This is a genomic window from Flagellimonas sp. 2504JD1-5, assembly GCF_053618295.1.
Map to the genome: position 1 here is coordinate 1014719 of NZ_JBSIOU010000001.1, position 24899 is coordinate 1039617.

Consider the following 24899-nt stretch of genomic DNA (forward strand, 5'->3'; position numbering starts at 1 on the left):
AATTATGGGTTGATTGTTCGGGCATTCTTTCTTTTAATAATTTAGTCTGTTAATAGTAGAATCTGCGATTTTATGAAGATCAAACTCACATTGTATACCGTTTCGGTGTTATTGGTAATGAGTTGCGGAACCAGGCAATCATCCGACACTACAATTCAGCCAAAACCAAACATTATCCTAATCAATATCGATGATTTGGGTTGGGGCGAACCATCTTTTATGGGCAGTGCCTTTTATGAAACTCCGGTGATTGATAATTTGTCCAAGCAAGGGTTGATTTTTACCAATGCCTATGCCGCAGCGGCCAATTGCGCACCGAGCAGGGCGAGCTTAATGACAGGTAAATGGACGCAAAGACATGGAATTCTAACCGTGGGAAGCTCCGAAAGAGGAAAATCCGCTGATCGGAAAATGATCCCTATTGTGAACAAGACCGATATCGACGAAAAGTTTTTGCTTATTCCAGAATTGCTTAAGGAAAATGGTTACCACACCATCCATGCGGGAAAATGGCATTTGTCCGATAATCCCTTGCAAAATGGTTTCGCGGTCAATATAGCGGGCAGTCATGCCGGACATCCATCCGGGTATAATGCCCCATTTAAAAACATCGCCCTAAAAGCTGAGAAAGGAGAAAGATTGACTGGTTTGATCATGGACGAGCTTATTCAAACCTTGGAAAAAAACAAAGAACCATTCTTTGTGAACTATGCCCCCTATGCTGTGCATACACCCATTCAACCGGTGACCTCTTTGCTTGGAAAATATGAAACAAAGGAAAAAATCCCAGGGAAGAGCAATCCCAAATACGCGACCATGATTGAGGACGTGGATTCCAATATCGGAAAGCTCATTTCATATCTAAAACAAACGGATAGATTTAAAAACACCATAATCATATTCACCTCCGATAATGGGGGCTTGTTTTTTGTGAGCAATCAACATCCATTAAGGGCAGGAAAGGGGAGTTATTACGAAGGTGGAATTAGAGTGCCATTCTTCATGGTTTGGGAAGGTAAAATAGAGAGGGGCAATACAAATAGTACGCCCATCTCAAATATCGACATTTATCCAACCCTGTTAGAGATGGCCGAAATTGGCCCTCCGGGAGATTTGATTTTGGATGGGAATAGTCTTTGGCCAATTCTGTCAAAACAGGAAGTTTTAGAATCACGCCCCCTGTTCTGGCACTTTCCGGTGTATCTGCAAGCCGTTGTTGGACAAAATGAGAATCGCGACCCAAAGTTTCGTACACGACCCGGGTCAGTGGTTCGATACGGCAAATGGAAACTGCACCATTATTTTGAGGACGATGCCCTAGAGCTTTATAATTTGGAGGATGATCTAGGAGAAAAACACAATATGGTTGATACTTTTCCAGAAAAGGCGGAGGAATTGTACCAACTTCTAGAGCAATGGCGAGCAGATACCAATGCTCCCATTCCAACTGAAACTAACCCCGAATACCAGCAACCAACAAGATGATAACGATGAAATTAAACCACTATACACTGATTTTTTTGATGATTTTGATGGCCTCGTGCTCATCAGATAGTATCGAAACTCCAGATCCACCCACCACCAATGAAAAGCCTGATGAACCCAAAGAACCGGAAACCCCAGTTGAAGATATTTGGAGTGTAAACAGGGCGGATCAATACGCTGTAAATATCATTTTCTATAAGCCTTCAGATTTTAATGTGACAGACGATATCGTCAATCAACTGAGCGATATGGCCTTATACATACAAAAATGGTACGAAGTACAGATGAATCTTAACGGGTATGGCAACAAAACCTTTGGTTTGATTACAAATCAAAACGGAAAGGTCAGGGTTCATGTAATAGAAAGCAATAATCCCAGTTCTTACTACCGTTCCAAAGAAGAGCAGAATCCATATTCCACCCTCCAAGAATTGAATGCAGCCGTAAATAATTATTTCAATTCCAATCAGGGCTTTAAGGCGAGCTCACATTCCTTGATCTTATCCAACGAGGAAACCCTGATACGTTTTGTAGGCTCTGGTAAAAATGCCTATGCAAGATCGGCCGATTTTAATCTGGTTCCATCCGGAAAGTTTATTGGGGACCTACAGCTCATGAGTTCGGCAGGACTTGGCGGAATAATGCACGAGCTGGCACATGGATTAAATGTGCCGCACAACTGCCATAAAAATTCTGAACTGCCCAAAATATCGTTGATGTCTTTTGGTAATCACACTTATGAAAATGGACAGGAAGACATGGTTTTTATGACCAAGACCACAGCCGCCATTCTAAATGTGAACGAAGCCTTCAACAAAACCAACAATGGTGTTGCGTACTATGCCCAAGATGCCATGGAATTATTGTCTCTGACGGTGGCGAAGGATGCAGTGAACAGCCACATACATGTCGAAGGCACCATATCCTCGGATGTCACCCCGACGCATGTTTACATAAGTAACGATGGCGCTCCCAACGGTCAGGCCAACAACAATTATGATGATGTGACCTTCGTCACGGAGTTTACCAGTTTGGGAGATGGCAAATATGGTTTTAGTGCGGATATGCCCTATGCAGAACTGTTCAATAATTATAAGGATGATGGGAAGAACAACATGCTCCTGTCCATAAAGGGATTGACCACCCAAGGGAACAGGCATGAACTTTACAGATACAATTACACCATAGACCTTGCCACCCAAATACCCAATGACGATGTAAACAAAACCTATGAGATTTTTACATTTTCGGATCGTTCAGCATGGAGTATTACGGCAAATACCACAAGCCCGAACAGTGCCAGGAACGTAAATACAACTTTGGACGGGGATCTTTCCTCATACTGGCACAGTAATTATCCGTATGATATTTCGGCCAGTGGTAATCACGAATTGACCATAGATATGGGTAGCGAAATGGAGTTCACTGGATTATATCTGCATTCAGATAGAGGTGGAACCAACTTTCGTCCAAAGCACGTCATCGTTCAACAAAGTGCTGATGGAAACGCTTATAGTACGGTAAAGGAGTTCGATTTGGAAAATATTCCTGAAAACCACTTGCTTTTTGATGCTGCGGTAACCACAAGGTATCTGAAAATATCGGTGAGTGAGGTGCACATATCTTCAGGAACGGAAGAAAATCTTATCCTGAATGAAATAGACCTTATCAATTAATATTCATCCATCACCAATGAAATTGGATAGAAACATGTTAAAGGCAAATCTTATATTCTTGCTCCATTTTGTGTTTTTGTCTTGCTCGGCAAGTCAAAATGACATCGTTCCAGATATCAACACAAATGAAAAAGAGGAACCGACACCAAATACTGATAATAATGACGATGTTGAGGTTCAAGCTGCATTGGTATTTACGCCCAACGAGAGCTTTTTTTCTCCAGTTGGCACATTAAGGGCGCATTTGAGGGACAAAACCACTGGTAATGAATATAACAAGAATGAGTACTACGATTATATTTATGACTGGAAGGTACTTACGGACACCATTATTTTTGGGATTGATATAAAAACTGCTGGTGATTTGACCATAAAACCCGAAATGGGCATTCCTTCAAGCCAAGTAGGTTCGGAATTGCTCATTTACTTGGATAATGAAAGTCAAGCAATTACCTTGGCCGCAACTGGGTTGGAAACAACGTATCAAATCCAGAATGGAGCGGTCTTTGAGCATGTTTCAACAGGATTCCATACCATTAAGTTACAATTGAAATCCTTGGCGAATGCCAGTGTTGGGATTGGACGTTTGAATAATTTGCACATTTCGGGAACAGCGGCTACAAACTCAGAAAATGTTATGCGCCGTTATCGTGCCAAAGCGGTTCACTGTAAATGGGAAATCGCTGATGCTGATACACAAATTGAAATCAGTGTGCATGAACTTACGATAGCCAGTAAAAATGTGAACTTTTATCAACCGATTACCACCCCATTTGGCTATACAGGATCAACATGGGACAAAGACACACAAACCTTTGGAGGGTACAACTTTTCACTTTGGTCATACGGGGCCAACGACCCAGTACCTCCCTTTTATCAAGAAAGCCATCTGATTGCCGTAGGCCCAGGTCTAGAATTTGGCTCTTACGGCCATGAAGGTACCGGAGTTAAACCCCGTGGGCCGCACCCATATTTTGGAGAGGATACTGAGACACAAATTATAGCGGTGCGAATGCAGCCTGGTGAAATTTACGATACCTATTGGAGTTATTACCTAAGTCCAATCGATGGACATTGGAAACTTTATGGTTGTGGAAAAAAATACAATAAGAGCGGAGAAATCAAATATTTGACCACCGGGGCCTTTGTGGAAGTTCCGGGCGGCGCACATGTGGTAAGAAGCGGACATCAAGTCTGCGAGACCCAATATAAAGGCTGGCAACGTGATGTTTCGGGCAATTGGCATCCAATAACCACAATGCGGGGCACCACCAATGTGACCAATCTGAGCGCACGGGACTGGGAGGTAATCGGCAATAAATTTTCCATGCAAATGGGAGGTTGGGGAGCAACCGGAACGCCTAGCAAAACACTTTCAATAAGTTCACCAGATCCAGTTCCCTATTATTTGGAAGGAGATTATATAAGCGAACTATTTAAAATGCCCGCCAACTTTGAGCATGAGGATACCACCGAAATCTCATCAAGTTCTGTAAAAATAAATTTTACCATGTCCAACTTGGGAACCAATGCCGTTGCCCAAGTTTTTTGGGGAAAGGAGGAAGGATTGACCAAAGAAGAAAAGTGGCAAAATAACATGGCAATTCCTGTTTCCGAAGGAGCAAATACTATAACTTTGGAAGCCTTGTCACCTACAACGGAATATATGTACAGGATTAGAATCACCAATGATCAGGGTATTACTTGGTCTTTCGATACACAAAAATTTACAACCTTATAATATTTTTCATATTTATCGCACCTATCACCACAATACTATGCAACATACCAAAATAACCGCATTGGCTCTTCTGAGCATGCTAGTTTTATCCTGTAAAACAAAGCCTCAAAAAGAAAACGGGATTACAGAAACCCAAAAACCCAATATCATCTATATTTTGGCAGATGACCTTGGCTATGGAGAATTGGGAGCATACGGCCAGGAAAAAATTGAAACCCCAAATATTGATGCCTTGGCTCAAAATGGCATGCTGTTTACCCAACATTATACAGGGGCACCTGTTTGTGCTCCGGCACGTTATATGTTGATGACTGGCAGACATGCGGGACATTCCTATATCCGAGGAAACCATGAATGGAGAGAAAGAGGAAACGTCTGGGACTATCGTGAAATGATTTTGGACTCCACACTGGAAGGACAACACCCAATACCATCCAACACTGTTTTGTTTCCGCAGTTATTGCAAAAAGAAGGGTATACCACGGGAATGGTGGGTAAATGGGGACTTGGGGCGCCGCATACCGATGCCATTCCGACGAAAATGGGCTTCGATTTTTTCTATGGATATAATTGTCAACGACAGGCGCATACCTACTATCCGGTTCACTTGTATAAAAATGAAAACCGCGTTTACCTTAATAATGATACCATCCCACCAAATAAAAAATTGGCCAAAGAAGCAGACCCGAATGACCCGGCCAGCTATAAAAATTACAATCTAAAGGATTACGCTCCAGATTTGATGTTTGACGAAATGATGGGATTTGTATCTGAAAACAAGGATAACCCCTTCTTTTTATATTGGGCATCCCCAATACCCCACAATCCGATTCAAGCTCCGCAAAAATGGGTGGATTACTATAAAGAAAAGTTTGGTGAGGAAGAACCGTATTTAGGAAATGCTGGTTATTTTCCACATCAAAATCCAAGGGCTGGCTACGCTGCCATGATTTCTTATTTGGATGAAAATGTAGGAAAACTGGTAAAATACCTCAAAGAAAATGAACTTTATGAAAATACCATCATCATGTTTACATCGGATAATGGGGTGACCTTTACCGGTGGTACTGATGGAGAATTCTTCAATAGTTCGGGGGTTTTTGGTGAAGCATATGGAAAAGGTAAGGGCTTTGTCTATGAAGGCGGTATTAGAGTTCCCATGATCGCTTCTTGGCCCAATCGCATTAAACCCGGTTCCAAGACCGATCACATATCCGCACATTACGATGTAATGTCAACATTATTTGACCTTATAGATATAGAAAACCCTTTGGAAACCGACGGCATTAGTTTTTTACCAACACTTCTAAGTGAAGATGGTCAGGCTGAGCACGATTTTCTGTTTTGGGAATTTCCTGAATATGGAGGTCAAGTTGCCATTCGAATGGGGGATTGGAAAGTGGTACGACAAAACCTAAAGAATTCAAAAAAGGAACCGACATTGGAACTTTACAATCTTGTACAAGATCCCGCCGAGCAAAATAACGTTGCCGACGAAAATCCAGAAACCATCGCCAGAGCTGTGGAAATTTTCTCAAAAGAGCACACAAATTCAGAAGTGGAAAGATTCAGGATTCCTTTGGTTGAAAATGGATTGCTTTCAGAAGGGGAGTAAAATTCTCTTTCTTTGATTAGATTTATGATCAAATAACCAATCAAATGATGCCATGGAGATTCATGGGCGCAATACTGTGTCTAGCATTGTTTTCATGTAAGACCACTGTTGAAGAACAAAAAAGACCCAACGTACTTTTTATTATAGCAGACGACCTGACCACTACAGCCGTTTCTTCTTATGGAAATAGGGTGTCACGAACCCCAAACATTGATAGCCTTGCCGCTCAGGGAACAAGATACACCAGAGCCTACTGCCAATATCCTGTATGTGGCCCCTCAAGGGCATCATTTATGACCGGGTATTACCCAAATGCTACCCAAACCTATGGTTATGTCAGTGGAAGGGAAAATATTGGTGATGAGAGGGTCACATGGTCCCAATTGTTCAAAAACAATGGGTACTATACTGCTCGAGTGAGCAAAATTTACCATATGGGAGTTCCTATTGATATCGAAAAAGGCTCTGATGGAAAGGATGACGAGGCATCTTGGACGGAACGTTTCAACAGTCAAGGACCTGAGTGGACAGCTAAAGGTGATGGGGAGTTGGTGCAAGGAAATCCAGATGGAACCAAATCGATTCGAGGAGGAAATGTGATGACTATAGTAAAGGCAGATGGTGATGACTTCATTCATTCCGATGGAAAAACAGCAGAAAAGGCATCAGAATTGATCAAGAAACACAAAGACCAACCTTTTTTCCTTGCGGTTGGTTTTGTTCGGCCGCATGTTCCTTTCGTAGCTCCAAGAAATTATTTTGAACCCTATCCCCATAAAGAGATTAATCTCCCGTATAATTTTGAAGGAGACTGGGATGATATTCCCGAAAAGGGAATCAATTATGTGACCAGCAAGAATGCCCAAATGGATTCCATTCAAAAAAAGAAGGCCATTGCAGCATACTATACTTCAGTTGCTTATATGGACGCCCAAGTTGGTAAGGTTTTGAAAACTTTAAAGGAAGAAGGGCTGGAAGATAATACTATTGTCATCTTCACCTCAGATCATGGATTTCATTTGGGCGAACATGAATTTTGGATGAAGGTCAGTGTGAAGGAAGAATCAGCTAAGGTGCCCTTGATCATTAAAGTTCCTGGGAAAAAGCCAGCCACATGCAATTCTTTTGTGGAACTTTTGGATTTATACCCAACCGTTGCTGAATTGGCAGGACTTTCATACTCTGAGCATATTCAAGGAAAAAGCTTGGCAAAAACTCTGGATAACCCCAATCATAAAGTTCGGAATATGGCCTTTTCCGTAACCCAAAATGGAGAAACATTTCTATTGCGAACTGATGATAGGGCATATATTCAATATGGAGAAGATGCTTCTTTGGGGGTTGAATTATTCGATATGAAAAAAGACCCGGGTCAATACACGAACTTGGCACTGCTTCCAGAATATGTAGAAGAAGTAAAGGATTTTCAAGAAAAATTGAAAGAGAAACTAAAGAAGGTAAGATCCAACGATTTGGGAATTGATTATTAGAATCTTAAATTCTATGCCGAAAACCATCCAATGAAAAGTCATCTTCTGATATTTTTTGCAGCGCTTATAACCTGCTGCAAGCCCAATCCATCCATTCAAAACCAGAGGCCCAATATTATTTTGATCATGGCCGATGATCTTGGTTATGAAACCTTGGGAGTTTACGGCAGTGAAAGTTATAAAACTCCCCATTTAGATAAACTTGCCAACGAAGGCATGCGCTTTGAGCATTGTTATTCCACACCTCTTTGCACACCCTCAAGAGTTCAACTGATGACAGGAAAATACAATTTCAGAAACTACATTGGTTTTGGTTTGTTGGATCCAAATGAGAAAACTTTTGGGCATTATATGCAGGAGGCGGGATATAAAACTTGTATTGCCGGTAAATGGCAATTACTTGGGAACCCACACCAACAAAAACTGGCGGGAGGAAAGGTCGGAGCCCTTCCGGAAAAAGCTGGTTTTGACGATTATTGCCTATGGCAAATTGATGAATTCGGTTCGCGCTATAAAGATCCCCTGCTCAGTATCAAAGGAAAGGGAACAAGAAAATATGAAAATAAGTTTGGCCCCGATTTATTTGTGGAACATATAAACACCTTTATGCGTACCAACAAAGACAATCCTTTTTTTGTGTATTATCCCATGGTGTTGACCCATGATCCTTTTGTTCCAACTCCGGATAACGAAGAATTTAAGGGCTTCGATGCCAAATCCAAAGTCAATGATCCCAACTATTTTGGCGAAATGGTTACCTATATGGATAAATTGATCGGACGGATTGTCAAGGAAACGGAAGCTCTTGGAATTCGTGAAAATACCTTGATATTGTTTATTGGAGATAATGGAACAGACAGGAAAGTGGTATCAACAATTAATGGTTCACAGTTAAAAGGGGATAAGGGATTTACCACTGATGCAGGAACACATGTGCCGTTTATTGCCAATTGGAAAGGAAAGATAAAAGCGGGAAGTATCAACACCAATTTAATTGATTTTACAGATTTTTTGCCAAGTATTCTTGAAGCTGCCACCAGCCGAAAGCTTGCAGAGAATCTATCCGATGGCCTTAGTTTTTATTCCCAGTTGATAGGGGAAGAACATGTTGCCCGGGATTGGGTGTTTTGTCATTATAATCCCAATTGGGGAAAATTTGAGCCCAAAAGATATGTTCAAGACAAAACATGGAAGCTGTATGAAAATGGAGAACTCTTTAATATTGGGATAGACCCCTTGGAGAAAAATCCATTAAAAGTTGAACAGCAATCTGAAGTTGTAAAAATTAAAATAGAAGGCTTCAAAAATGTTCTGAAGGAATATCAATAAAGATAACTACCCATATTTTCGGAGTTAATAATTTGGATGGGGAGCAAACTTTTCTTCGAAAACTCCTTACCCAAAAGGAGGTTGTCCACCAGCCCTTTCAATCCCAAAGAAGCCTGTAGTTTAGGAGATTGATGGATCAGAAATTTAATGTCGCCAGCTTTTAAAGCTTCAATATTCTTCTCAAGCAGGTCATACCCCACCACAACCTTGGTCTGTCCAATTCCATTTAAGGCTTTTACAATGCGATAAGCTTTTGATGTGGTAACAAAAATACCATCGACTTGCTCATTACTTTCTATAAAGTCGGCGAATTTTTGTTCAAATCCATCTGCACCAAGCGTAAACGTAATCACTTCGTAATCCAGCAGTTCATCAAAAAATTGCCTAAAACCCCGTTCCTTTTCCCGCAAATGGACAGCGTTGGTCGATTCTTCATCAATATGCACAAGAGCAATTTTGGTTGGAGCATTAAGGGCATCGGCCATCAATTTTGCTGCCACCCTGCCACTTGTGAATAAATCCAATCCAACATAAAGATCTACAGTGCTGCCATGAAAACTGTTAAACGTACCCGTAAGCACATCCCTGTTCTTTAGCTCATCCAAAAGAAGGTCACTTTCCTTTTCAAACAGGGGTACAAATAGAAAGGCATCTATATGTTGATTCAAAAGACCCAGGCCAACATCTAAAAGTGATTTGGGTTCACTAGGATTATAATAATGCACGGAAATATCAATATCAAAAGCTGCATATTCGTTTACAACTTCTTCAATACCTTGCTTTCCAAATGACCAAAAAGGATCACCAGCAGCATCAGGCAAAAGCACTTTAATACTATAGACCGTATTGTTCTTAAGCGTACGAGCTATGGGATTGGGCTTATAGTTAAATTCTTTAAGTGCGTTGTTTACACTGAGTAAAGCTTTTTTGGATACTTTCCCGCGATTGTGCAGCACTCTGTCAACAGTACCAATGGATACTCCAGCTGCGGTTGCGATATCTTTTATCGTGTATTTTTTCCTCATTCCCTACAAATATATCAAAAAGAGATCGCTAAAAATGTGTACGTTAACACATTTTGTTATATTTGTCCCGTTCAAGGTAATATGGAACCCACAAATCGTATGGGAAATAGACGTATTTTCGTCGCAAAAGAATAAAATGCACAGAGATAGAATCGTAGTAAAGGCACCGGGGAGGACCTGTTTGTTCGGAGATCATCAGGATTATTTGGGTCTTCCAGTAATCGCATGTGCAATTGACAGGTATATGATTCTTACTGGAGAAATAAACAACAGTGAACAACTGGTGGTGAATATGCCAGATGTTGGTCATCAAAGAATTTTTACTGTCGCTGGAGAAAATCCTCTGCCCGAACCAGGAGATTTTTTGCTTACCGCACTTAAGGTACTTGAAAAATATGACTGTGTTCCCAATAGAGGTTATAATGTGGAGATAACCAGCAACATTGCCATAAACGCAGGAACTTCAAGCTCAAGTGCCTTGCTATTGACGTGGGCCCAGTTTTTGATTGAGGCTTTTGGCTGCAATCAAGAAGTTACCAAAGAATTTCTGTCTCGGGTGGCCTATGAAGCTGAAGTAACCTATCATGGAAGTCCCGGCGGAAAGATGGATCAGTATAGTATTGGAATGGGAAATATCATTTATTTGGAAACTGGTGACGAGTTTTCATATGAAATGTTCCATAAACCAATTGCAGGATTGATTGTTGCTGAGTCCGGAATACCCAAACAGACGACTGGTGTTTTGGGAGAATTGAAGACCAAAGCGCGGATGGCCATTGAGGAGGTTGAGAAGCAATGCCCGGATTTTGTCTTGGAAAAAACTACCGAGGATGAAATTTCAAAATATCTAAAACATGTCCCAGAGGATTTGAAAATTTATTTTTCAGCCGCAATCATCAACCATAGCATCACCCAGCAGGCCTTGCAAGAATTCAGGCAACCTGAATTGAATACATCCAAAATTGGGGAATTAATGAATCGCCATCACCATATCCTTAAAGATTATTTGGAATTAACCGTTCCTAAAATTGATTCCATGGTCGACGCCGCAATCGAAGCTGGAGCACTAGGCGCTAAAATTGTCGGATCCGGAAGAGGTGGTAGCATTGTGGTATTGGCGAAAGATGGAGATCAAGAAAAAGTAGTTAAAGCCTTGATGGAAGCAGGTTCCGAAAACGCTTATGCAGTTTCGGTAGATGAAGGTGTAAGAATTATTGAATAAAATCTAATTATAAAATGAGCAAACGTACTACTAGTTTAGTGGTTTTGGCCGGTGGAGCCTCTTCGCGAATGAAGAAACCACCGCGGGAAGGCAAAGGTCTTTCAGAAAAAGAGATTCAAGAAGCCAATCAGAGGAGCAAGAGCCTGATTAGTGTGGGCAACGACGGTCGCCCCATGATGGATTACGTGCTGTACAATATCAAAAAAGCAGGTTTCACCAACATTTATATCGTAATTGGCCCGAAGGGAGATTTGTTCAAAAAGTTTTATGGAGATCAAGACAAAAACAACGATTTTCATGGCATGAAACTGTCATTTGCGGTGCAACATATCCCTGAAGGACGTGAAAAACCTTTTGGTACGGCCGATGCCCTATATCAGGCCGTGGAACAGTACCCCGAATTGAATGAGACCAGCTACGTAGTTTGCAATAGCGACAACCTCTATTCAGTAGAAGCATTGAAATTACTATCTGAAAGTACCTCGCCCCATGCCTTTATTTCGTATGACAGAGATGCCTTGAGTTTTCCTGCGGAAAGAATCTCCAGATTTGCTTTGGTCGAATTGGATTCCAATGGGAGTCTGACCAACATTGTCGAAAAACCAGCTGAAGATCAAGTTGAAAATTATAGGGATGCATCTGAAAAACTAAGGGTCAGCATGAACATCTTTAAGTTTGATGGAGCCATGATGTTTTCCTATCTAAAAAATTGCCCTGTTCATCCAGAAAGGAACGAAAAAGAGCTTCCAACGGCTTTGATGAATATGTTAGCGGATAATCCAAAAACAATGGCAGGGATTCCATTGTCCGAACATGTACCGGATTTGACTTCCAAAGATGATATTGCAGAAGTAAAAAAATATTTGGAACAATACTATCCTGTCTTGGATTGGGATTTTTAAATCCCTCAAGGGAGACCTTGCAAAGGCCGACTTTTCAAGTTTAGGCCCTTTCACTATGCATTCCCCTTTTTGAACCTTATTTTTACATAAAGTTCAATTGAATGCTCAAAAAGCTTTTTCCTATTTTATCATGGATAAAGGAGTATGATCGCCAATATTTGTTTAGCGACCTAACCGCCGGCGTTACCTTGGGCATTATGTTGGTCCCACAAGGTATGGCCTATGCCATGATTGCCGGCATGCCTCCTATTTATGGACTCTATGCCGCCTTGGTTCCCCAGCTGATTTATGCATTGACGGGAACTTCAAGGCAATTGGGAGTGGGTCCTGTAGCAATGGATTCTTTGTTGGTCGCTGCCGGAATAGGAGCACTGCAACTTGCCGATACCCAAGATTATATTGCTGCCGTTTTGTTTCTTACCCTAATCATTGGAGGTATACAATTGCTTTTGGGATTCTTAAAAATGGGCTTTTTTGTCAATTTCCTATCCAAACCGGTAATCAGTGGCTTTACGTCTGCAGCGGCCATTTTAATAGGATTGGGGCAATTGAAACATATACTAGGCGTTGAGCACGGGCAATCAAGTAAGATATATACCCTTGTCGCCAATGTTTTTGAAGAATTGAATGAGATTAATTTGTACACTCTGGGATTGGGAATAGCTGCAATACTCCTTATTCTCTTGGTCGGAAAGATGAGCAAAAAAATACCTGCCCCATTATTATTGGTGATTTTGGGGATTGTCACTGTTTTTGTCTTTGGACTGGAAACCAAAGGAATCAAGATAGTTGGCAATATACCAAGTGGAGTTCCAGAATTTAAGGTGCCAAATTTCAACCTCAACAGCTTGGCGCAGTTGATGCCCATAGCAATAACGGTGGCATTATTTGGTTATATGGAATCCATTTCCATTGCAAAATCGCTGGAAGAAAAACATCCTGAATACGAGATTGATGCCAATCAGGAATTAAGGGCGTTGGGACTTTCCAATATATTGGGATCCCTGTTCCAATCCTTTCCCGTATCGGGCAGCTTTTCAAGAACAGCGGTAAACGATCAAGCTGGAGCAAAAACAGGAATGAGCCTGATCTTTAGTGCGTTGATCATTGTTGGAACCTTGTTGTTTCTGACCCCCTTCTTTTACAACTTGCCTACAGCGGTGTTGGGCGCTATCATTATTGTTTCAGTTTTTGGGTTGATAGACATAAAGTACCCAATAGTTCTTTTTAAACATAGGAAAGACGAATTCTTCTTGCTGATCACCACTTTTATTATGACCCTTTTTATTGGCTTGATTGAGGGAATTTTGCTAGGGGTACTGCTCTCCTTGCTCCTCTTGGTCTACAGAACCTCCCATCCGCATATTGCCATATTGGGAAGAATCAAAGGGTCCGACTATTTCAAAAATGTTGAGCGATTTGCCAATGAGGTGGAAATCGATAACGACAAACTAATTTTCAGGTTTGATGCCCAACTATATTTTGGAAACAAGGACTATTTTAAAAAAGAGTTGTACAAACATCTCGACCAGAAAGGGGCACAACTTAATTATGTGATATTAAATGCCGAGGCCATAAATTATATCGACAGCAGTGCCGCGGCTATGTTGGAAAGAATTGTAAAAGATCTGCAAGCAAAAGGCATTCGTTTTTTTATTGCTGGGGCCATTGGACCTACACGCGATATTTTTTACAGTAGTGGATTGATAAATATCATTGGAAAGGATAACCTTTTTGTGCGAACTTTCGAAGCTGTTGCCTTTTGCACAGATCAAAAGGGAAGAAATGAAATTCAAGAGAAAATATCATTGCAATCCAAAGCAAAGCATTTGTAACTTTGATTGCTTATTTGCGATGGATTTAATTTAAATCTTTATAAAATGAAAATAGAACAGATATACACCGGATGCCTAGCCCAAGGCGCTTATTATATAGAAAGTGAAGGAGAAGCAGCTATAATAGATCCGCTGCGGGAAGTAAAGCCTTATATCAAAAGGGCAAAAGATGATGGAGCCGAAATCAAGTTTATTTTCGAGACCCATTTTCATGCCGATTTTGTAAGCGGACATGTAACCTTGTCCAAAGAAACCGGAGCTCCAATTATTTATGGCCCCAACGCCAATCCATCTTTTGATACGATCATTGCTGAAGATGGCCAAGAATTCAAATTGGGCAAATTGACCATTGTGGTCTTGCACACTCCCGGTCATACCATGGAGAGTACAACCTATCTGTTAAGGGATGCATCTGGAAAAGACCATGCCATATTCAGCGGTGACACCCTGTTTTTAGGAGATGTGGGCAGACCCGATTTGGCTCAAAAAGCCGCGGACATGACACAAGAAGAATTGGCGGGCACCTTGTTCGATAGTTTAAGAAATAAAATTATGCCCCTGGCAGATGACGTAATCGTATACCCTGCACACGGAGCAGGATCTGCCTGCGGGAAGAACATGATGAAAGAAACCGTGGATACACTGGGGAATCAAAAGAAAATGAACTATGCCCTTCGGGCCAATATGTCACGGGAAGAATTTATCAAAGAGGTTACAGATGGCCTGTTACCCCCACCTCAGTATTTTCCTTTGAATGTAAAAATGAACAAAGAAGGTTACGAGGACATCGACGCCGTTTTGGAGCGTGGCACCCAAGCTTTGTCACCGGATGCCTTTGAAGCAGCAGCCAATGAAACCGGAGCTGTTGTTTTGGATGTTCGACATCAAGACGATTTTGCCAAAGGACATGTGCCGAGATCCATTTTTATCGGATTGGGAGGTAGCTTTGCCCCATGGGTCGGAGCCTTGATCGCGGACGTGGAACAACCTATTCTTCTAGTCGCTCCGGATGGTAAGGAAGAAGAAACCATAACCAGACTCTCCAGAGTTGGATTTGATGGCTCACTGGGCTATTTGAAAGGTGGGATGGATGTTTGGAAAGCAGCCGGCAAAGATGTTGATACCGTTGAAAGTATAAATGCAGAAACGCTTAAACAAAAGCTTGAAGCCAAGGTTCCGGTATTCGACGTTAGAAAAGAACCTGAATATAATGCCGAGCATATTGAAGAGGCCAAATTGACGCCATTGGATTTCCTCAATGATCATTTGTCTGAATTTCCAGAGGAAGAAACCTTCTATGTGCATTGCGCCGGAGGATATCGAAGTATGATTGCAGCCTCTATTTTAAAAAGTAGGGGAATCCATAATCTGGTGGATGTAGCCGGTGGATTCAAAGCTATAAAAGAAGCTGGCATCCCAGTTACCGATTTCATATGCCCAACGACACTGAAATAATGGATTTTCGAAAGTTTTGGATTCTCATTTTAATTGTTGGACTGGGTTGCAAACAACAAGAATCTGAGGTCATTACAATCACAAAACCTGAACTGACAGCGGTTTTGGAACATGAAGATGTCCAATTGATAGATGTTAGAAGGCCGGAAGAATATAATCAAGGGCACATTAGCGGATCTATAAATATCAATATTTTGGATTCCGGAGGCTTCGAAAAAGCAGCGGCTTTATTGGATAAGCAAAAACCAGTTTATATCTATTGCCAGGCGGGGAAAAGAAGCAAAAAAGCCTCCAAAAAATTGAAGGCAATGGGATTCATCACCATTTATGATTATTCTGACGGGTACGGATCCTGGTAAAGCAAAAACTAGGCTTCTTCTTTTTTTGATTTGAATCCATAAACCAGTTGTTTCCAAAAACTTTTTGGCACCGCCTTGTCCCCGGGAAAACCAAGTGGAATGGTTCCACTTTGTTCTGGAATGTAATTGGTCTTAAAAACATAATCCCACAAACTTAAACTGATGCCAAAGTTCACTCCGTATTTACCCTCTGGTAAAGTGTACGAGTGATGATATAAATGCATTACAGGGTTGTTCAAAATGTATTTCAATGGTCCCCAGGTCAATTTGATATTTGCATGGTTCAAATGCCCAATGGCAATCGCGGCAAAATGGACAATGTAAGCCTGTTCAGGTTCAAAACCTCCCAAAAGCATTACTCCCAATGTTTTTAGAGGTTTGTACAAAATGTTTTCCATCCAGTGATAGCGTAAATGGGCTGCAAATCCCATTTCTTTAACACTGTGGTGAATTTTATGAAACTGCCACAACGCCGGAAATCGATGTAAGCAGATATGAGTGAACCACTGCACAAAATCGAGTAGAACGAAGAATATGACCAATTGTAACCATTGCGGCCATAATGAGGGGTTGACAAGGGCAAAACTTTTGGAAGTGATTCCAATGTCAAGGAAAAGAGCTTCAAGAAGTTTGTAAAAACCACTGATAATTATAGCAAAAATGAAAAAATTGAAAAACATGTAAAACGCATCCAGCCAAAAATCCTTTCGAAAAACAGACTGTTCTTTTCGCCATGGGAAAACAATTTCCATACCCCACACCAACAAAGAGATTGCAACCAGCCCCCAAAAATAATTGGTGTACCAGGGCACATCAAAAAGTATAGAATTCCAGGTCCATCGCAAAGAACCTTCAAAGCCCTCTACCAAGGCCAAGACATAATCATTCATAACCGAAAGATAGAACTATTTTCAACCATTATTAAGTGTCATTTCATCCATATTTTATTTAAAGGCTTAATTTTATAAAAATAAGAGAAACACTATGGAAACTATTTATCAACCTTGGCCTTGGTATGTGTCGGGACCGTTGGTTGCATTGGTCATGTTTATCTTGATGATGGTGGGGAAAAACTTTGGAATGTCCTCGAACCTAAGAACGCTTTGCACCATGTGCGGAGCTGGTAAGCATGCGGATTTTTTTCGATTTGATTGGAAATCCCAACGTTGGAACCTAATGGTGGTTATTGGAACCATTATTGGAGGATACATTGCGGCAAATTTTCTATCACCCGAATCATCGGTGGCCATCACAAATGATACCGTTGCGGAATTACAGACCTTAGGGTTTGAGAGTGCTGGCTCGACCTATCTGCCCACAGAACTTTTTGGGAATACAGTATTTGCTGATTATAAAAGCCTCATTTTACTTGTTGTCGGCGGCTTTCTTGTGGGATTTGGTGCCAGGTACGCTGGCGGATGTACCTCGGGCCATGCGATTTCAGGTCTCAGTAATTTACAATTACCGTCATTGATTGCCGTAATCGGTTTTTTTGTTGGCGGCCTGTTCATGGTTCATATTTTGTTTCCTTTGATTTTTTAAGATGAGAACACTTGTATATTTAATAATAGGAATATTTTTTGGGATTTTATTGTTTAAATCCGAAGCAGCATCATGGTTTCGCATTTATGAGATGTTCCAGTTTGATGCATTTCATATGTATGGGATCATTGGCTCGGCTTTGGCAATAGGAATTGTATTGATACAGCTGATAAAAAGATTCAATCTTAAATCTTTTTACGGAGAGAAAATTGTAATACCTCCAAAAGCCAAAAGCTTTAAACGGTATATGTTCGGAGGTATCCTTTTTGGACTTGGGTGGGCACTTGCCGGAGCATGTCCTGGGCCTATTTTTACATTATTGGGAGCTGGCTTTCTTCCCATTGTGGTTGTTTTGGCCTCTGCAATTTTGGGAACCTTTGTATACGGGGTTTTAAGGGATAGATTACCGCATTAAGAGGGTCTTGACGAGATATTTTGGCATGATGACGAATTTGACAGGTCATTTAAACCCAAGATACTAGATTTATGGGTTTGTAAAGCTTTGAACGTGCAAAGAACAGTTTGTATAATCGATGATGATATGGTATCGCAGTTTGCTACCAGATATTGCATTCAGCAATACCAAGAAGATTTTAACATCATTACTTGTGCCAGTGGTGAGGAAGGAATCTCAATGTGTCTTGATTTGGTGGAAAACAATATAAGTCTTCCAGATATCATTTTTCTCGATTTGGTCATGGATGGAATGGATGGATGGGCCTTTATAGAAAATCTCCAGAACCTCTTTAAAGAACAACAGCTGCCTAAAATTTATGTGCTCTCGGCTTTTACCAATACAAAGGACCGCGCTATTGCCAAAGAACACAAATTGGTTTCCGGACATATAGACAAGCCATTGTCAAGAAATCGTTTGGAAGGAATTTTTGAAGGATGATATTGGAACTTATGCCAAATTAGGAAGGTGGCGTGCACTAAAGTTTTTCCACAAAAAAGCATATTTTTGCTATCCATTTTTGGGAACGGCCCCGTAGTTCAATGGATAGAATAGAAGTTTCCTAAACTTTAGATGCAAGTTCGATTCTTGCCGGGGCCGCTTTTTAACATTTAAAGGAATCTAAAAAACCTTTAAATATATTGATTTTCAGCGTTTTACATTTTTTTGATTTTAAATGACATCGTTTAAAACCATTCAATTGAGTTCACAAATCGTCAACATTTTTAACCAAGTGTTTTCGTATTTTGAACCTTGTCATTTTAGAACTGTTAAATAAACGATTTATAGGTGATTCGACTTTCGTCTTAAACTAAGTTTAACTTAAAGACGATTGTAATGCGTACTTCTTCAACATTTTCTATCCTATTTTGGATATACTCTAAAAGAGTCAAGAATAACCAAGCACCGCTCTATGCTAGGATAACTGTAGACAGGCAAAAACTGAACATTAGTCTCAAAAGAAGGGTTCATATAGGGTTATGGGACCCTCAAAAGCAAAGAGTTAAGGGAATTGGTGAAAAATCCAGGAGTATTAACCAATATCTTGATGAGGTATATACCAAACTATTTCTATGCTATCAGGAGTTAAGAACCGAGGATAAGCGAATTACACCTCAAGCCATAAAATCAAAGTTCATAGGTGACGATAAGTCAGAGCGTTATACTTTGAGAGATATCTTCGAGTATCACAATACAAATATGTTCGGCAAACTACATTATAATACTTCAAGATTATATATTACAAGTCAAAATTATATACTGCTTTTTTTAAAAAAGAGATACAAAATCGAAGACATTGAACTTGCTGACCTTGACTATAAATTCATTCTTGATTTTGAAAGCTTTCTACGAAACCATAAACCAAGAAACTATCGGGAGAAAATTGGAAACAATGCAGTGATGAAGCACATTCAAAGACTACGCCGAATGATTACTCTTGCCTATCAATTAGAGTGGATTAATCGTGACCCATTCCACAAATTCAAACAAAAGCTACTGCCAACACAAAGGGGTTTCCTTACCTCAGAAGAGTTGGACAATATGGAGAAATTGAATATAAAATCTATCCGCTTGCGAACAGTTAGAGACTTATTTGTGTTCAGTTGCTATACAGGTATTAGCTATATTGACGTAATGCTATTGACCAACCAAAGTTTAGTTCTTGGCGTGGACAATACCACCTGGATTGTTACGCAGAGGCAAAAAACTAGAAACTCAGTAAAAATACCTTTACTCTCAAAAGCTACAACCATAATTGAGCGCTATCAGCTAGATAAACGATCAAGGATGAGTGGCACATTGTTTCCAAAGATATCCAACCAAAAAGTGAATGCTTATTTAAAAGAGATAGCAGTATTAGCAGGAATCGAAAAAAACTTAACCTTTCATATGGCTAGACATACGTTTGCAACAACAGTAACTCTAACCAACGGTGTACCTATTGAAACTATTTCAAAAATGCTGGGTCATTCCAAATTGACTACTACACAGATTTATGCAAAAGTTCTTGAAAGAAAAGTATGTGACGACATGCAGCTTCTGAGAGAAAAATTGGAGGGAAAAATTAATATAGCCCAATAACAGTTGTGTTGTTGGTCATTGGTGATGACTGGCAGACGTCCAATCTTCCTTATCTCTTTGTTTATGGCACTTCCAGGAAATTTTCCAATTGAAGGTAGCCAGAACAGGTAACTTTTTATTTGATATAACCATATATGGCATGTATACCCATTTGGTCAAAACTGTTCCAAATCGGTCGATGATCATCAATCTGTACCGAACAGTAATTTTGCGGGTTCAATTTTGAAGTAACCATTCAAAAAGTTATCAACAATGCACAATGGGGTTTAAATTTCTGTTTTTTAAACACTTACACTAAACCATTGAAATTTCTTCATGTTTATTAGGGATAAAAACTATGTATAAAAGTTGAAAAAAATTAGAAATTTCATATAATTTTCTTACAGCTAATTCATTTTTTACTTCATACCCGTTTATCAATGACCACAACCACAATTCCCGAGGCATTACTTTCCGGCATTTCCCTTCACTATTTCAAAAAACATAATCAACACTATTGCCCTCATCAGCAAGATACGGGTTGACGTTGTATGTTCCGCAGCTTTGCCACCCAATCCAAAAACTTTGTTCGATTTATAAATCGAACAAAAAAAGCAAGCTGTTTTTTTCCGCTGGCCAATAGAATCCTGTAAGATTACCTAGGCATAATTTTCATAATAGACCAAAAAGAAACAATCGGTGGCATCCATTTTTAGAACATAAGAATGTGCTCCTCCCAAAAATTCATTTCAAGATGAACCATATAAACATTAACACAATCAATAATCCTAAATAGCGCTCAGATGGACAATAAACACTCTTTCCTGTTCCTCATATCATTGCTGTTGCACATCGCTTTAGGTGTTGCACAGGAAAACGGGAATGTGCAGGACCTCTACAAGACCGAACTCGATAAAATGGTAAAAGTGCCCGTTTCGCCCGAAGCGGCCGCCTTTATGCAATATGGCGACACCCCGGTGAGCCTTTATTCAGGTGTGCCACAGATCAGCGTGCCCCTACACACGCTACAGGGAAGGGAGTTCAACCTGCCCATGACGCTGACCTATGATGCCTCAGGCATCAAAGTGGAACAATTGGCAACATGGGTGGGCCTTGGGTGGAACCTGAATGTCGGTGGCCGCGTCACAAGGGTCGTAAATGGACTCGCCGACGATTATCTCCAAGGTGACTACGCTTCCATAACGACCAGCACCTCCCTTATGGGCAGTGCCACGGTGGTGAGCAGGATAAACCAGTACAGGGCAAATAACAGTACTTTTTCCAGTACACCTGCCGTAGAAGACTATTTTGACTTTCTCTACGAGATCAGCCGGAACTTTATCGATACCGAGCCGGACTACTTCCAGCTCAATGCCCCAGGGATCAATGCAACCTTCGTAAGGGACATTGAGGACAATAACAAGCTCAAGGCCCTGAACAACCCCAGGATAAAAATTATCAAACTCTCCAATGGCTGGGAAGTGACCAATGATGATGGCACGGTGTACGAGTTCCTTGGGGAGATCGAGACCACCCTGAAACACGGGAACGACGAGCTTCCCAACGGAGCGGTCATCAACGAATATGAATCCTCATGGCTGCTTACCAAGATCACCTCGCCCAACGGCAAGGATGTCTATGCCTTCGCTTACACCGATTTTGGATATTGGGCCCAAGAACAACTGGGATCCTCCGCAAATCGTGTGACCACAAACTTTGTGGACAATGTATATACCTATCCCGCACCCACTCCCCAATATGGAAGTGGTGCCGGTTATTGGGTCAAACAACAGTTCCTGACCTCCATTTCGCATAACGGTACCATGTTGATGAGCACCAACATGGGGACAAGGCACGATATCGATGAAAATGGCAACAATACCCGATTGACGAGCATCGATCTATTGGACCTAGAAGGTAACGACCTCAAGACCATAGAGTTCGATAATGACCACTACTTCAACTTGGACGGTGGCAATCCGGCGACAAAGGACCGCTATGATATCCGGTTGAAACTTGACGGTATCACAATCAAGGGGAAACAGAACGGGGTACACCAGACCTATGGGTTCGAGTACGAGAACCCGGATGGGGTGCCTCCTCGGGATTCCAACTCCCAGGATTATTTTGGGTATTACAACGGACAGAGCAATTCATCGCTCATCCCACACTACGAAACAGGAAATTATGTTTTCAACGGGGCCAACAGGGAGCCCAATACAGCCTATGCAAAGAGGGGAATGTTGACCAAGATCACCTACCCGACAAAGGGTTACACAGAATTTGAATATGAAGGGCACGATATCTATAGAACGGAAACCGTTCAGTCCACGGTCCACTATTTGGACATTGGCTTGACTGGATCTAGTTCCACAGATGGCAACCTGTACTATGATGACAACGGGCAACTCTGTGATGACCGATTTTTGGACCATAGCCTGCCCAAGATACTCATTAAGAAGTTCACGATCACGGATCCCGGCAGCTATAATATTTCCTATACGGCAAATGGGGCCGAAGCTGAAGGCTATATCATGTATGTGGGTTCCAATGGGAGCTATGATAATTATTGTGACTTCTATACGGCGTCAAGCGCAGCCCATTGGTTCTCTCTTTCCAGCTACAGCGGGTCGGTCACATTTGGTGCCGGGATCTATCAGGCCATGATCGTCCTTGACGAAAACTCCCCGGGCAACTATGGAACCGTGGATCTTGAGGTTACACGATTGGAATCGGCCACCAGTTCGGGCAACTATGACATCGGGGGAACCCGAATCAAAGAGATCCGTGATTATTCCGGTACTAATGAGCTTGCCCGTACCAAATCCTATTCCTATCGGGACGATCAAAACAAGAGTACTGGCCATGTCAATTTCCAGCCCGTCCTTTCCACGGTCAAATCTTTCAATACGAGCAGCAACCCGGTCACCCAGTTGGTACGTACGGCTACATTTTCCAAGGGAGATGAACCCTATGTGGTATATCCCTCGGTAAGGGAATATGTTTTGGACGGCCAGGGGAACTCCGAAGGCTATACCCTACATACCTTCCATAGGGATTCCAAAGGGGCCGTACCGCGGATGACACCCCCTTATGAGAACAACTACTATGGGGACCTAAAGGCCAGCCAACTTGTTGGACAGACACAGATTGATGCCAGCGGGAACATTGTCTCCAAACAGGATATCGACTTTTACCAGACCTCCACCGGGCATGTATCCATGAACGGATGGGTGAACTATACCGAAGAGGGCAATTCCGACAAGCGGATCGCCATAAAAGAGTACACCTCGGGAGGGGGCAGCATCTACTATACCTATGAATATCTATTAAATTTTGAGTGCACCGGAACCAATTTCTGCGGGGTTCCAGGCTATATATCCAATCCGCAGGCCTACGGGTATGAGTCCCTCCTTGACCAAAAGTACAGTGCGCTGAAGGGTAGGTTCAGTTTTATTTCAGGGGCCTACGGAGGAGTTTCCTCGGTCGTGGACAGCCTGTACCTCAAGGATTCCAATGACAATCCCCTGCAGTTGGTCACCACAAGGGAGACCACATTTGACCCTGTGGTGGATTATTTGCCAAGGACGGTCAGGACCACCGACAGCAACGGGGAGATCTTCGAGACCACAAATTATTATCCAAAAGATAATAACGTAACCGGCGCATCGGGCCTTATCACCAAGAACAGGTTGGCCGAGCTGGTGAAATCAGAGACCGTTAAGGACCCGGATGCCACCAACCCTATCAAGATCCAGGCCACGGAGAAGGAGTATGCCAGTGTCGGGGCCCTGATACTACCTTCCTTGGTAAAAACTAAAAAAGGGGAGAGCAACACCCTTGACAGGGTGGCCTTTACCCATCATAGCAACGGGAACCTAAAAGAGGCCAATGTGATCGATGGCCCCCAGACCACCTATGTTTGGGGATATGGGAACCGGTATCCCGTGGCCGTTGTCAGCAATGCCTCCCAGACCGACGTCAATGGGGTGAACCTCAATATGGTCCTGGTCAACGATGTAACGACCTCGGATGCGGCCATGCGGACAGAGCTCGACAAGCTAAGGGCTAACCTGAGCGGTGCAATGGTGACCACCTATACCTATGACCCCTTGGTCGGGGTGACCAGCGTCACCGATCCAAGTGGTCGCACTGCCTATTACGTATACGACCAGCACCACCGGCTCATAGAGATCAGGGACCAGGACAACAATCTTGTGACGGACCACCAATACCATTACCAAGGACAATAAAACATATAACCATGAAATACATTTTGTACAACGCGACCATATTGATCTTTTTCCTTTTTAGCGGGGCACTTTCCATGGCCCAGGAATCTGGGGCACATCCCTTGGTGGGCACCTGGGCCTTCGACCAGGCCGCCTCGTTTGAAAAGATGCTTCCCGAGGACAAGCAGTTCCTTGATTCCGATCCCAGGGCCAAGGCGGAGATCTTGACCAGCTATGCCGGTAGGGTGCTCATGTTCGGACCCGACGGAAGCTTCATTCAGAACGACCCATCGGGAAGACGGGTCAACGGCACATGGGCACTGCAGGGGCAGAACCTTGTCATACAGGGTATGAACGGTAGCCAATGGGTCCAGCAAGTGGCATATTTGGACAGTTACCGACTGGTCCTCAAACAGATCGCTAAAGGGGAGGCAAAGCCCTTGCTCCCAGAAATCCACCTCACCAAAAACCAATAA

Annotated in this window: 19 protein-coding genes and 1 tRNA gene; 18 read left to right on the forward strand and 2 right to left on the reverse strand. The window is 41.9% G+C overall.

Translation table 11 applies throughout. The features are described 5' to 3' along the window. The first annotated feature begins 72 nt into the window (after positions 1-72). Genes ACULLG_RS04640 through ACULLG_RS04665 form a run of 6 tightly spaced genes read left to right on the forward strand, consistent with a single transcriptional unit; the run spans position 73 to position 9336 of the window. Positions 73-1485 (forward strand): sulfatase, encoded by a 1413-nt coding sequence (locus ACULLG_RS04640; RefSeq protein WP_452125580.1) that lies wholly within the window; start codon positions 73-75, stop codon positions 1483-1485. Positions 1486-1490: 5 nt separating this feature from the next. After that, entirely contained in the window at positions 1491-3161 is a 1671-nt protein-coding gene (locus ACULLG_RS04645) for a discoidin domain-containing protein (RefSeq protein WP_452125581.1), read from the forward strand. A 16-nt stretch (positions 3162-3177) separates the two neighbouring features. Then, on the forward strand, positions 3178-4902 hold the full coding sequence (locus ACULLG_RS04650; protein WP_452125582.1) for a DUF3472 domain-containing protein: 1725 nt from the start codon (positions 3178-3180) through the stop codon (positions 4900-4902). Positions 4903-4939: 37 nt separating this feature from the next. Further along, positions 4940-6517, forward strand: a complete 1578-nt coding sequence (locus tag ACULLG_RS04655) for an arylsulfatase (RefSeq protein ID WP_452125583.1) — start codon at positions 4940-4942, stop codon at positions 6515-6517. A gap of 44 nt (positions 6518-6561) precedes the next feature. Continuing rightward, a complete protein-coding gene (locus ACULLG_RS04660; protein ID WP_452125584.1) occupies positions 6562-8007 on the forward strand; it encodes a sulfatase in 1446 nt (481 codons plus the stop codon). A 30-nt stretch (positions 8008-8037) separates the two neighbouring features. After that, entirely contained in the window at positions 8038-9336 is a 1299-nt protein-coding gene (locus tag ACULLG_RS04665) for a sulfatase-like hydrolase/transferase (RefSeq protein WP_452125585.1), read from the forward strand. Here the strand turns inward: ACULLG_RS04665 and ACULLG_RS04670 are convergent. Further along, positions 9330-10361 carry a LacI family DNA-binding transcriptional regulator gene (locus ACULLG_RS04670; RefSeq protein WP_452125586.1) on the reverse strand — a complete coding sequence of 344 codons (1032 nt, stop codon included), beginning with the start codon at positions 10359-10361 and terminating at the stop codon, positions 9330-9332. The two genes, ACULLG_RS04665 and ACULLG_RS04670, sit on opposite strands and share 7 nt — an antisense overlap. A 136-nt stretch (positions 10362-10497) precedes the next feature. On the opposite strand from ACULLG_RS04670, the gene ACULLG_RS04675 reads away from it, so the two are divergent. The 5 genes from ACULLG_RS04675 (at position 10498) to ACULLG_RS04695 (ending at position 16134) form a co-directional block, all read left to right on the forward strand. Next, complete coding sequence (locus ACULLG_RS04675) at positions 10498-11583, forward strand: GHMP family kinase ATP-binding protein (RefSeq protein ID WP_452125587.1); 1086 nt, start codon at positions 10498-10500, stop codon at positions 11581-11583. A 14-nt stretch (positions 11584-11597) separates the two neighbouring features. Further along, complete coding sequence (locus tag ACULLG_RS04680; protein WP_452125588.1) at positions 11598-12485, forward strand: sugar phosphate nucleotidyltransferase; 888 nt, start codon at positions 11598-11600, stop codon at positions 12483-12485. Between the two features lie 101 nt (positions 12486-12586). Then, entirely contained in the window at positions 12587-14320 is a 1734-nt protein-coding gene (locus ACULLG_RS04685; protein ID WP_452125589.1) for a SulP family inorganic anion transporter, read from the forward strand. A 45-nt stretch (positions 14321-14365) separates the two neighbouring features. Then, complete coding sequence (locus tag ACULLG_RS04690) at positions 14366-15775, forward strand: MBL fold metallo-hydrolase (RefSeq protein ID WP_452125590.1); 1410 nt, start codon at positions 14366-14368, stop codon at positions 15773-15775. After that, on the forward strand, positions 15775-16134 hold the full coding sequence (locus ACULLG_RS04695) for a rhodanese-like domain-containing protein (RefSeq protein WP_452125591.1): 360 nt from the start codon (positions 15775-15777) through the stop codon (positions 16132-16134). Before ACULLG_RS04690 ends, ACULLG_RS04695 begins: the two co-directional genes overlap by 1 nt. 8 nt (positions 16135-16142) lie before the next feature. On the opposite strand, the gene ACULLG_RS04700 is transcribed toward ACULLG_RS04695, so the two are convergent. Beyond that, complete coding sequence (locus ACULLG_RS04700; RefSeq protein ID WP_452125592.1) at positions 16143-17024, reverse strand: sterol desaturase family protein; 882 nt, start codon at positions 17022-17024, stop codon at positions 16143-16145. Positions 17025-17118: 94 nt separating this feature from the next. Here ACULLG_RS04700 and ACULLG_RS04705 point away from each other — a divergent pair, with 94 nt between their 5' ends. From ACULLG_RS04705 to ACULLG_RS04735, 7 genes are all read left to right on the forward strand, one after another. Further along, positions 17119-17676, forward strand: a complete 558-nt coding sequence (locus ACULLG_RS04705; RefSeq protein WP_452125593.1) for a YeeE/YedE family protein — start codon at positions 17119-17121, stop codon at positions 17674-17676. 1 nt (position 17677) lies between these two features. Next, positions 17678-18091: a DUF6691 family protein gene (locus ACULLG_RS04710; protein ID WP_452125594.1), complete on the forward strand. Its 414-nt coding sequence runs from the start codon at positions 17678-17680 to the stop codon at positions 18089-18091. A 93-nt stretch (positions 18092-18184) separates the two neighbouring features. Continuing rightward, positions 18185-18571: a response regulator gene (locus tag ACULLG_RS04715; RefSeq protein ID WP_452125595.1), complete on the forward strand. Its 387-nt coding sequence runs from the start codon at positions 18185-18187 to the stop codon at positions 18569-18571. A gap of 87 nt (positions 18572-18658) precedes the next feature. Beyond that, a tRNA-Arg gene (locus ACULLG_RS04720) sits at positions 18659-18730 on the forward strand. 237 nt (positions 18731-18967) lie between these two features. Further along, the gene (locus tag ACULLG_RS04725) at positions 18968-20212 is read left to right on the forward strand and encodes a site-specific integrase (RefSeq protein ID WP_452125596.1); all 1245 of its coding nucleotides are present in this window, start codon (positions 18968-18970) and stop codon (positions 20210-20212) included. Positions 20213-20994: 782 nt separating this feature from the next. Beyond that, positions 20995-24444, forward strand: a complete 3450-nt coding sequence (locus ACULLG_RS04730; RefSeq protein WP_452125597.1) for a hypothetical protein — start codon at positions 20995-20997, stop codon at positions 24442-24444. 11 nt (positions 24445-24455) lie between these two features. Further along, positions 24456-24899, forward strand: a complete 444-nt coding sequence (locus ACULLG_RS04735; RefSeq protein WP_452125598.1) for a hypothetical protein — start codon at positions 24456-24458, stop codon at positions 24897-24899.

Bases quoted from the DNA above. Each gene is read 5' to 3' on its own strand.
- ACULLG_RS04680 (WP_452125588.1), top strand. From the start codon at position 11,598: ATGAGCAAACGTACTACTAGTTTAGTGGTTTTGGCCGGTGGAGCCTCT.
- ACULLG_RS04660 (WP_452125584.1), top strand. From the start codon at position 6,562: ATGATGCCATGGAGATTCATGGGCGCAATACTGTGTCTAGCATTGTTT.
- ACULLG_RS04710 (WP_452125594.1), top strand. From the start codon at position 17,678: ATGAGAACACTTGTATATTTAATAATAGGAATATTTTTTGGGATTTTA.
- ACULLG_RS04645 (WP_452125581.1), top strand. From the start codon at position 1,491: ATGAAATTAAACCACTATACACTGATTTTTTTGATGATTTTGATGGCC.
- ACULLG_RS04735 (WP_452125598.1), top strand. From the start codon at position 24,456: ATGAAATACATTTTGTACAACGCGACCATATTGATCTTTTTCCTTTTT.
- ACULLG_RS04650 (WP_452125582.1), top strand. From the start codon at position 3,178: ATGAAATTGGATAGAAACATGTTAAAGGCAAATCTTATATTCTTGCTC.
- ACULLG_RS04690 (WP_452125590.1), top strand. From the start codon at position 14,366: ATGAAAATAGAACAGATATACACCGGATGCCTAGCCCAAGGCGCTTAT.
- ACULLG_RS04730 (WP_452125597.1), top strand. From the start codon at position 20,995: ATGGACAATAAACACTCTTTCCTGTTCCTCATATCATTGCTGTTGCAC.
- ACULLG_RS04655 (WP_452125583.1), top strand. From the start codon at position 4,940: ATGCAACATACCAAAATAACCGCATTGGCTCTTCTGAGCATGCTAGTT.
- ACULLG_RS04705 (WP_452125593.1), top strand. From the start codon at position 17,119: ATGGAAACTATTTATCAACCTTGGCCTTGGTATGTGTCGGGACCGTTG.
- ACULLG_RS04670 (WP_452125586.1), bottom strand. From the start codon at position 10,361: ATGAGGAAAAAATACACGATAAAAGATATCGCAACCGCAGCTGGAGTA.
- ACULLG_RS04675 (WP_452125587.1), top strand. From the start codon at position 10,498: ATGCACAGAGATAGAATCGTAGTAAAGGCACCGGGGAGGACCTGTTTG.
- ACULLG_RS04700 (WP_452125592.1), bottom strand. From the start codon at position 17,024: ATGAATGATTATGTCTTGGCCTTGGTAGAGGGCTTTGAAGGTTCTTTG.
- ACULLG_RS04640 (WP_452125580.1), top strand. From the start codon at position 73: ATGAAGATCAAACTCACATTGTATACCGTTTCGGTGTTATTGGTAATG.
- ACULLG_RS04665 (WP_452125585.1), top strand. From the start codon at position 8,038: ATGAAAAGTCATCTTCTGATATTTTTTGCAGCGCTTATAACCTGCTGC.
- ACULLG_RS04695 (WP_452125591.1), top strand. From the start codon at position 15,775: ATGGATTTTCGAAAGTTTTGGATTCTCATTTTAATTGTTGGACTGGGT.
- ACULLG_RS04725 (WP_452125596.1), top strand. From the start codon at position 18,968: ATGCGTACTTCTTCAACATTTTCTATCCTATTTTGGATATACTCTAAA.
- ACULLG_RS04685 (WP_452125589.1), top strand. From the start codon at position 12,587: ATGCTCAAAAAGCTTTTTCCTATTTTATCATGGATAAAGGAGTATGAT.